We start from the raw sequence: 9,422 nt of genomic DNA on the forward strand, positions 1-9,422 counted from the left end.
ATATCTCCCGCATGGCACATACCATCTCACCGAATCGACAGACCGTCGGGGTCGGGGTACGCGTCGCCGTGCCGCAGGCGGACACCTCGGCCGGGCAGGCGCCCAAGAGGCACTACCTGCCACCGGCGCGGATCCAGCGCGATCAGCGGTTGGGATCGTCCGACGTTGTGTGGGATGTATATGAGCCAGCACCTGCTCCGAATACCGCCACCGCTGATTCTGATGCTGCCACGGAGAACGCTAAGACCGGTTGGTCGAAGCTCAAGGGGGAGGTTCTTAGCGGTACAGGCGCCCCTGCTGTCCCCGGTGTCGCGTCTGGCGGTGGCGGGATACGGGGGGTGCTGAACACCCTGGACGCGGGTGGGCAGGGGCAGGCTGCGTTCGGCGGCTCCTGGACGAAGGTAAAGAAAGAACTCGCTGATCTCATCACGTTGGACCAGGTCCATCAGCACCTGCAGGCGATGATGTCGGGGCAGCCGCTGTCGTTCGATCTGAACTCGGTGCTGTCGGGCCGCGTGGAGATTACCGCTCGGGTGGTCGAGATGACACACGTGCGTTCGACACCGCAGACCGAGTTCAACGTGGGTAGTGAGGTCCACAACAACACCAACGTCCGCTCAGTCCGGACCAACGCCGCGACTTTGGCCGGGCAGGGGGTGGTCACGAAGAATGCTCCGGACGATGGGACGATCACCGGAACAGGACAACTCGCTCGTGACAACGTCACTGTTCATGGTGAATCGTCGAAGACGGGTATGACGAACAAGACGAAGACCTTCGGGGAGGTTTTCGACGGGAAAGCCGAGCTGATTTTTCGCATGACCAACGAGCCGATGCCCGGCCAGCTGACGACCGCGGTGGGTACCACCACTTTGGGTTTCCGTACGGTGCTGGAGGGCGCGGAGCTGGTGGCGGTGAAAACACCAACCCCGTGGATCGCATCGTCTGCTAATACCTCCGTTCCGGTTAATACCACCGTGCCGGCCACCGCAGCCCCGAGCAGTAAACCTGACTCGGTCATGTTGCCGCCGCGGCGGGTGTTCGGCCCGGGACTGCTGGATACCGACGTGGTCCGCGACATGTATGGGATCGAGAACGTGCGTACCGCTTTGGATACCGCCGGTGAGCGGTTTTTCAAGAAAGCTGCGTGGTGGCAGCTGCGGGATACGGTGCTCGATGGATTCAGCCGCGACGAGTTGATCGGCAGGTTGTCGTCCATGACCCGGGGGCAGACGTTCAGCGGCCCGGATCTGGTGCAGCGTCTTCTCCCACCGGGTTCGATGGTGACCGCGACCGCGACCGTACACTCCATGCAGTTTCGCCGGGACCTGGCCACCGAGTTGTCTCCGCAGGGTGAGAAGACAACGTTTTCCTCCCAACGGCGGCTGGACTGGTCGACCAAACAGATCGTCGGATCGGGCGGCCGAGAGAACGAGGCGAGTGAGACGGTCGGGGTGACCCAGACCGCCGGTGGCGGTTACCAGCATCTTGGCCGGCAAGGGCCGCGGCAGACCGCCAATGGCAAGGTCGTCAGCAACGCGAAGTTCCCGTTGAAGGTCGCGGTGTTCGACAGCGAGGTGGACCTGCATTTCACGTTTTCGACGAAACGTGGCGAGAAGCAGCTGGTGACGGTGCGGGTGCCGGTGGAGATCTCGATCCCGTCCGGTCAGGTCACAACGGTGACCGGTCCCTATACCGGCCCGGCAAAAATTACAGCCGGAGATTATCAGGGGATACTCGACGGGAACACGGTGATCCCGCCGACCGGGTGGTTCACGAAGAACCCGGGCGATGAGAAGGCCGCGGCGATGGTCCCGCCGCAGCGGGCGCTGGACGGCCGGTTGGCGTCATCCGACATCGTGCTCGGGTTCGGGCCAGATGACAGCGCGCTGCTCGACGGGATCCAGGACGACCTTGAACCCGCGCTGGGAACCGCGGGCTGGTGGACGGCGAAAAAAGAGCTGTCCACCCGGCTCGACCCGGCAATACTCAAATCGAACCTGGCTGCGTTGACCGGTGGGAAGACCATAGCGGTCAAGGTCTCCGGAAACGGCTGGTCGGGCAAGATCCGAGTCCGTGCGGAGATCGGTAACGATCTTGTCTATCAGGAGACGCTGGGGAAGGTCGAATTCGAAAACGGTGCGGAATCGGAGACCGGAATCGGTTTCTCAAGTGAGAGCCAGCATCGAGGGATTGTTACGACACCGCTGAAGATCAAGGCGCCGCATGTGTCGGCCACCGTGACGCCGGTCTTCAACAGCGACTGGAGCAGGAGCAACGTCACGCAGGCCGCCGGCCGTAGCATCACGAAGGGGAAGACCGTTGAAGATGGGGCGTTGTTCAAGGGCTCGGTCCACTTCCATGTTGATTTCGACCTGACTCGGTTGGGCCAACGTTTTCCGATCAGAAACAGAACGTTCGACGTCACCACCGCTGTGATTTTTCCGGAGCGTGACACCCAGATTCTCCAGGCCGACACCACCGTGGCGCCCCGTATTCCGGACAAGTTGTTCGCTCCTCCGCCACGGGTGACCCAGACGTTGCGACTGACCTCCTCGGACATCGTCCAGGACGTGTACAGCACGCGTCCCCCTGACCCGGTTAATCTCCATCAGCTGCCGGCACCGGGCCGGCCCCCGGGCGGAATGACTGATGTGTTGGCCTGGGTCGACGCCAAAGGCCGCGGTATCTTCGGTTCCCAGTGGCCCGCGGTGGTCAAGAAAATCACAACCGAAGTGAGTATGACCCGGCTGCACCAGGACTTCAAAACCATGATGGGTCAGCAACCGATCGTCGTGACGGTTCCCCGCGGTCGGGTTATGATCACCGCGTCGGTGCGGTCGATGACACACGTGAACAACACTACCCAGACCGAGTTCAACAGCGGATCAGAACGGTCGGTCACGAACGCCGCGTCCGATACCGGATCCGAAAGCGTCGTCGCGGCGAATACCTCCCGCAGTGGCGGGGCGACGGTGCAGGTCACTGGCAGTATTGACCCGACCGGCGCCAGCCCGGTCACAGCCCGGGTGGGTGTCGCGCTCACCGGTCTCATCGGCCGCGATGACCTCGGCGTACAACGGACCGCCTCGAAATCCGCCATGACCACGAAAACAAAGGTCCCGGGAGCGGCGTTCGACGGTATAGCGAACCTGCATTTCCGGATGGAGTACAACCCATATGTCGGCCCGAAGCGTACCGGTATCGATGTGGCGCAGGTGGGTTTTCGGGGACTGACCGAACAGGTCGAAGCCCGTTCGTCGGCGCAGACGACCTTTACCGACGCCTCCACCGAAACTCCGACCAACACGCCGACCAACCGGAAGATCGGACCAACAGGCTTCGACGCGCCCGCCCCGGACGACACTCTGATCCCCCCGGCGCGGGTCTTCTCCGCCGGGCCGGATGGTGGGCTCCGTGACAGCGATGTCGTGCGCGGGCTGCCAGACACCGGAGGGTTGCACCAGCTGGTGGAGGTGACCGGGAAGAAGTTCTTCGGTCCGAAGACCTGGAAGAAGATCGGTCCGATTGTACGAGCCACGACCAGTAACCCGCGGCTGACTGCTCACCTGCCGGGTATGACCCGTGGGGAGACCCTGTCGTCCCCCCCGCTGCGCAATACCATCGGTGCCTCTCACGCGTCAGTGACGGCGACCGCGGAGATCGTGGAACTACGGTACATCCGTCAGGACAAGGGCGCCGAACTCAACCCGGTAAACGAGACCTCCACCCAGGCCTCGATGACCAGCCGGAATTTCTGGATCGCGGGTCTTCAGGGCCAGGCTGGCCCAGAAATTGACCTTGGCGAGAAAAGCAGCATCACGGTGAGCGCGGCGCTCGGTTTTCAGTACCGCAACCGGCACGCGAGTGCCAAGATCACTACTGGACGAGTGGTCGACAATGGTAAGTTCTCCACTCCGACCGCTATCTACGAGGGCTTCACAAAAATTACTTTCACGTTCCAGTCCGGTGACACGACCAGCACAGTTTTTGGCGTCGTGCCGGTCGAACTCGGTATCCCTGTCGCCGAGACCACTCCACTCGGCTCGGGTCACTCCGGCCCGGCAATTTTTAATCCGCCGACGGTGATGTCGTCCCCGCAGTCTTCCCAGATATCGTTGGTGGGGTCGAGTAAACCACTCCCGCCGCTCCCTGTGGACGCGTCGGTGATTTCGGAGAGGCAGCAGGGTAAACTGCCGGCTCGCTACTCGTCGGTGCTGATGTCGTCCCCGCAGTCTTCCCAGATATCGTTGGTGGGGCCGGGTAAGCCCCTCCCATCGCTCCCCGCGGGCGCGTCGGTGCTTTCCGGGAAGCAGCAGGGCAAGCTGGCGGCTCGCTACTTGTCGGGGCTGACGTCGTCTCCGCAGTCTTCTCAGGCATCGTTGGTGGGGCCGGGTAAGCCTCTCCCATCGCTCCCTGGGGACGCGTCGGTGATTTCGGAGAGGCAGCAGGGTAAACTGCCGGCTCAGTCCGCACAGGAAACATCGGACCTGATATCGGAATCGAACAGACCGGAGTCGTTCATAAATCCGTTGGACTGGAATCCGTTGGACTGGAATCCGTCGGCGGCATCGGAGCCGACAGTATTGATCAAAAATAGTAACGGGGACATCGAACTGACCCTGCCCGACGGCCGTCCAGCCCGGGTAGTCGATGTACCCAGGGACGGGGACTGTTTCTTCGCGGCGAAACAGCTCAGCGAGTCCTTCCAACACTTCGGATTGCCACCCAACAGCCCCACCAACTCCGAGGGGACATCCATCGGTTCGGCAGGGATCAAGGAGCAGCGCTTCAAGGCCGGGACGAAATTTTATACCTATACCGCTGGACAGGATTTTTATACCAACCGTGACCCGGTGCCGTTGCTGCTGCAGGACCTATCGGATGCGGACCTGCTAGCACTGCTACCAAAATTTACCCCGAACGTGGACGGTGTAATCAGCGAGCGGATCAGGCAGGGCAAGATACGGGATGAAATGCTCAACCGCGAAGAAGACAACCAGGCCCGCGAGGATTTGCGGGAACAGCTCAGCGAACTGAACCCGGGGCAATTCGCCGACTTCGCGGATAACACATTGCCGGGATTTACTCCGACGGTGACCGGCGTCGATATACAGACCCGACAGAAAACCTATCCTCAGGAGCGTGCCAACCTCGAGACCGCGGCCCGGCGGGAGGAACTGAATAAGCGCCTCAGGAGAGATCCGGTACGGGTGCTTAAGGATATCCGGACCCGTTATCGGCAGGCTAACAACCCCGGTATGACCGAGGCGGTCACACTGTCCCTGAACTATTACAGCCAGCACGGTGCGCTGCCCGACTCCATCAATCTCTTCGCCCACGCCGTCATGAATACCATATTGTGGAACACTCCTTTCGGTGACGAGGTTCCACAGATCACCGCTGGCGCGCTCGGCCAGAACATCATCGTTCTCGAGAATGGTGTGCCACCGAACCCGTTGAGCATTGCTCAGGGCGAAGCCCTGTATGTACTCCGGGATGGCCGGCACTACCTCGCGCTCCAGCCCGATAGCCCGTTGCCCACCATCCAGTCCGCTAATATCGTGAACACTGCCATCAACAATATTGCCACCAACAATATTGCCACCAACGCTGACTCCGGTGTCGCGCCCCGACAGGTGCCGGCGGGCCTGGTGGTGCCACCGCCGCCCGGGAATGTCCACACCGCCGCACACGACAGGGCCGCCGCCACGGTGCCACCAATTCCTGGCCACACGATGATTTTTGGTCATAGTGATCCGGTAACCGGCAACATCAGATGGGGCAGTGAAGTTCTCGACCCGGCTCAGTTCGCCGACCGTATCCGGCGGTTCCCAGGTTGGAACGACCACCAACCAATCATTTTGGTGATCTGTGGCGGAGGGAAGACAGCCGGTCCCGGCTCGTTCGCCAGCCGGCTGCGCGATGTTCTCGGGGTCGATGTCATCGCTTCATCCCGAGACGTCTGGCATCTGCCCGACGGGCGGATCGTGTGGGCGAACACCGCCTTCACCTCTACCGGGCTCCCCGCACCGATCCTCGTCCCCGACACCGCCAGCGACTCGGTCGGGTGGTCGCGCTACACCGCGGACGGCCAGCGCGTCGATCTGATCGGAAACGAGCTGAACACGGCGCTGACCAACGCCGGCGTCATCGGCATAACGTCTACTGCCCCGATGCTCGATCCGCCTTCCGCGGCACTCCGCTGGGGCGCCGGTACGGCTGTCTCCGAGCTGGTCCAACAGCTGCCGACCGTTCCGACACCCGTGTATGCGAGCCTGCCGCCGATGTCGGAGGATGCTGTCGTCCACTGGGTACAGGCCGCGTCCGAGCATCCACTGACGGTCTCAAGCACGCTTCCGCAGACGGGTGACGGCATGACCGTCGTGCAGTTCCCGCCGGGTACAGGTCGGGACGCCTCCGCATTGCTGAACGCCACTCCGGCGACGGTGACTGTCGCAGTCGTTGACCCGGCGGCCGAGGTTGAGCTGGTGGTCAGCGACTGGCCGGAGCCTGGTTCGACGTTTGTGACGCTTCGTGATGGACGGGCGGACCCATCGGATCCCTCAACGGTCGCCGGTGCGTCGCAGAACGGTCGGAGCACTGGCGATACCAAGCCGGTGGACACTTCCCGGGGCGCCGACAACGCAAGATCCCGCTGGCAGTGGTCCGGTGATGGCATGCATACTTTTAGTGAAATGCTGAGATGGATGGGTGCCGCTCGAGCGGCGGAGCTGGTCCGTGAGGTGGAGCGGTTCGCGGCGGATGCTTCCGGCCGGGCGCTGCTGACGCCCAACGATCTACTTGCCCTGGTAGTGCGGGGCCACAACGGCATCCACCGCACGACCGCCTATGCGAAGAAGCCTCCCGAGAGCCGGGTCAGGACATACCACGGATGGATGTACGCGGCGAACCTGTTCGCCCCGGAGATGGCCGCCGCCATCCCGCCGGGCACCCGGATCGGCCTGCCGGGATTCGTGCGGGCTTCCGGAGACCCGGCCGTGATCGTCGGTGCGGCCGTCGGTCTGGCAATCTTCGGCACCGCGCTGGATATCTCCGAAGCGAACGGCCAACCGCCGGGGAGCACCTTGTTGATTATGCCTGGCCATTCCTACGCGGTGACCGAGGTAAGCCGTGACCTGTTGAACGCTGTGCGCGTCACCCTCGTGGAGTAGTGAGGACGTACCCAGGGATTCCCCGTGCGGTCCGCGGCGACGGGTGAACAACAACGAGGAGAGTCCATGCCCACTAAATCCGATGAGTCCCGGTACCAGGTGACAGCCGCGCACGAGATGCTGTTGCGGCTCGCTGGCCGGGTACCCGACGATCTGCTGAGCCAGTGCCGGGCGTGGCTGGCAGCCGGCGCATACGGTGACATCGCCCGTAGCGTGGCGTTTGTCGCAATTATGCAAAAAATCGCGTTGAGCCATGAGGACATCGCAATTCTTGCCGTATTGCTCGAAGCTGCCGGCGGATCGGCTGAGACGCTCAGCGAAGTTGACGTCGTTGACGACGAGCCGCTGCTGCCGTACACCTTCACCACGGCAGTCCCGGGCGCGGATGCCCGGACGGCGGACGAGGTAGACCGCGCGGCGCTGGACACCGTCCGTTCGCAGCCGGGCGGGCTCGGCCTGTGGCGGGCGTGGCGGCATCCCGCGGACGGCTCGCCCTGGCCGCCACCGCGACGTGTCTACCTGGTCGAGGTCGAGGGCGGGTCGGACCTGCCGGCACTGGCCGCCCGTGTCCAGCGAGACCTCGCCTTCGCCGGAGAACAGGACGGACAGGTCGAAGTCTACCAGAGCGGCAGCGAACTGCCGGTCTACCATCGGCTCGCCCGCTCGTCCGCGGCGTTGCTGTGGGCAGCCGCACCAGAACGGGAGATCCGGGTGGCACGGGTATTCGACGAGGTCACCCCGGAGACCGGCCCTCGCTTCCACGCCGACCATCCACGCCTGCCGGACGCTGGCGAGCGGGGACGGATCCTCGACTACCTGCGCGATGGTACGCCGGTTCTGGTCACCGCGGCGCGGATGGACGATGTCGTCGATCCCACCAAGGCCGCGGTCGTTCCCATGACCTTCCGTACCGACGGCAGCTGGATCTGGACCGACAGCGTCACCTACTACCTCCGGGAATATGAGCTCTGCCCGGAGGAGGACCTGTTGACCCACATCCGGCAGGCGCAGTATCGAGTGCCCACGGTCGACGGGCCCGCCATGCATCGGGTGCTGGCGGTACTGATGGAGCCCCCGGCCGACGAGGCGGCCTGGACCGTCGGCGATGCCTCCGGCAATGGTGACGATCTGTTGGACGGGGAAAGGGACGGGGAAATAGACGATTACCCGAGCGGAAGACGGACATGACGATCTTGTCGGCTCGGCTGCGGGGTCCGGATGCCCTGCCGGCAGCGTCAGGGTCGTGGGCGCGGTCCGGACACACAGTTGCTCCTGCCAGGGATGGCCACACCTGGCCGGTGTGGGACGGGGTGCACGCGCGTGCCGTGGGGCCAGGCATCCTGGTGCAGGGTGACGGAACGAAGTCACTGTTCACCGAGGGGCTGATCGAGGCGTTCCTGCGGAGGCTGCCGCCGGAACCCGCGTGGATACCCGTGATTGTCAATCTCTCGGTCCGGTTCAGTTCGGCGGATCTGGCGGACCTCGTCACCGCGGCGGTCGGCCCGCTCCTGTCCAACGGGGTGTCGGGGATCCGCCTGGTGCTGTCGGGCGCTGGCATATCGGATCCGGGCTCGCCGGCCAGGCTGCTCGCGCGCCGGCTCGGTATCGATGTGGCGGCCGCGGACGGCTCGATCCTGCTGGTCGGCCAGAGCCTGCTGTACGTGGACGCCCGTCGCCATCGCTATCGCGGCCGGGGCGGCTGGCGCCGCTTCCATCCGGACGGGTCCACCGCGCCGCTGGTCGCACTTCGCCATCCGGCACCGCCGTGGGAGCACGACCTGCCGGCTGGCACGATAACGCTGCCGTCCGGGAACATCGTTGAGTCGATCCCGGCCGGGATCTGGATGCACGGGCCGCGGCTGGGCCTGGGTCTGCTCTCCGACCCCGTCTTCGGTATCACGCCGAGGGATGAGCGGATCTTATTGGTCGTCGGTGGCCCGGACTCGGTCGTACCCGAGCAGGACGAGGTGAGGGAGATCATCGGGCTGTTGCCCGAGGGTTTGCGGGACCTCGTCGTTCAGGTTGGCTACGACCAGGCCAGCGTGGCGCCGCAGGCCTACTCTGTCGCGATCCGCAGCCCAGCCGAGTTCACCACTACGGTAGCGGCTCCGGCTGCTCCGCCGAGTGCCCCGATGCCTGCGGCAGCGGTTCCAGTGACGCCCGTGCCTGTCCCGATGGTGCCGGAGGTAGTTCGGGCCGCGCCGCCGCACCCTCCACCGGTCGCGGCTGTGGCTGCTGCGACGCCGG

At 64.1% G+C, this 9,422-nt stretch carries 2 protein-coding genes and 1 pseudogene; all 3 read left to right on the plus strand.

Annotated features, from left to right (window positions below; all coding sequences use genetic code 11):
• Positions 1 to 338 precede the first annotated feature (338 nt).
• Complete coding sequence (locus tag MJ783_RS15345) at positions 339 to 7,175, plus strand: hypothetical protein (protein ID WP_239311123.1); 6,837 nt, start codon at positions 339 to 341, stop codon at positions 7,173 to 7,175.
• A gap of 66 nt (positions 7,176 to 7,241) precedes the next feature.
• Positions 7,242 to 8,363: a hypothetical protein gene (locus MJ783_RS15350; RefSeq protein WP_239311124.1), complete on the plus strand. Its 1,122-nt coding sequence runs from the start codon at positions 7,242 to 7,244 to the stop codon at positions 8,361 to 8,363.
• Positions 8,360 to 9,422, plus strand: a pseudogene (locus MJ783_RS15355) (hypothetical protein); the annotation flags it as partial. The gene MJ783_RS15350 and the pseudogene MJ783_RS15355, both read left to right, overlap by 4 nt.

The sequence above is a fragment of the Protofrankia sp. Cj3 genome (assembly GCF_917627355.1).
GTDB lineage: Bacteria > Actinomycetota > Actinomycetes > Frankiales > Frankiaceae > Protofrankia.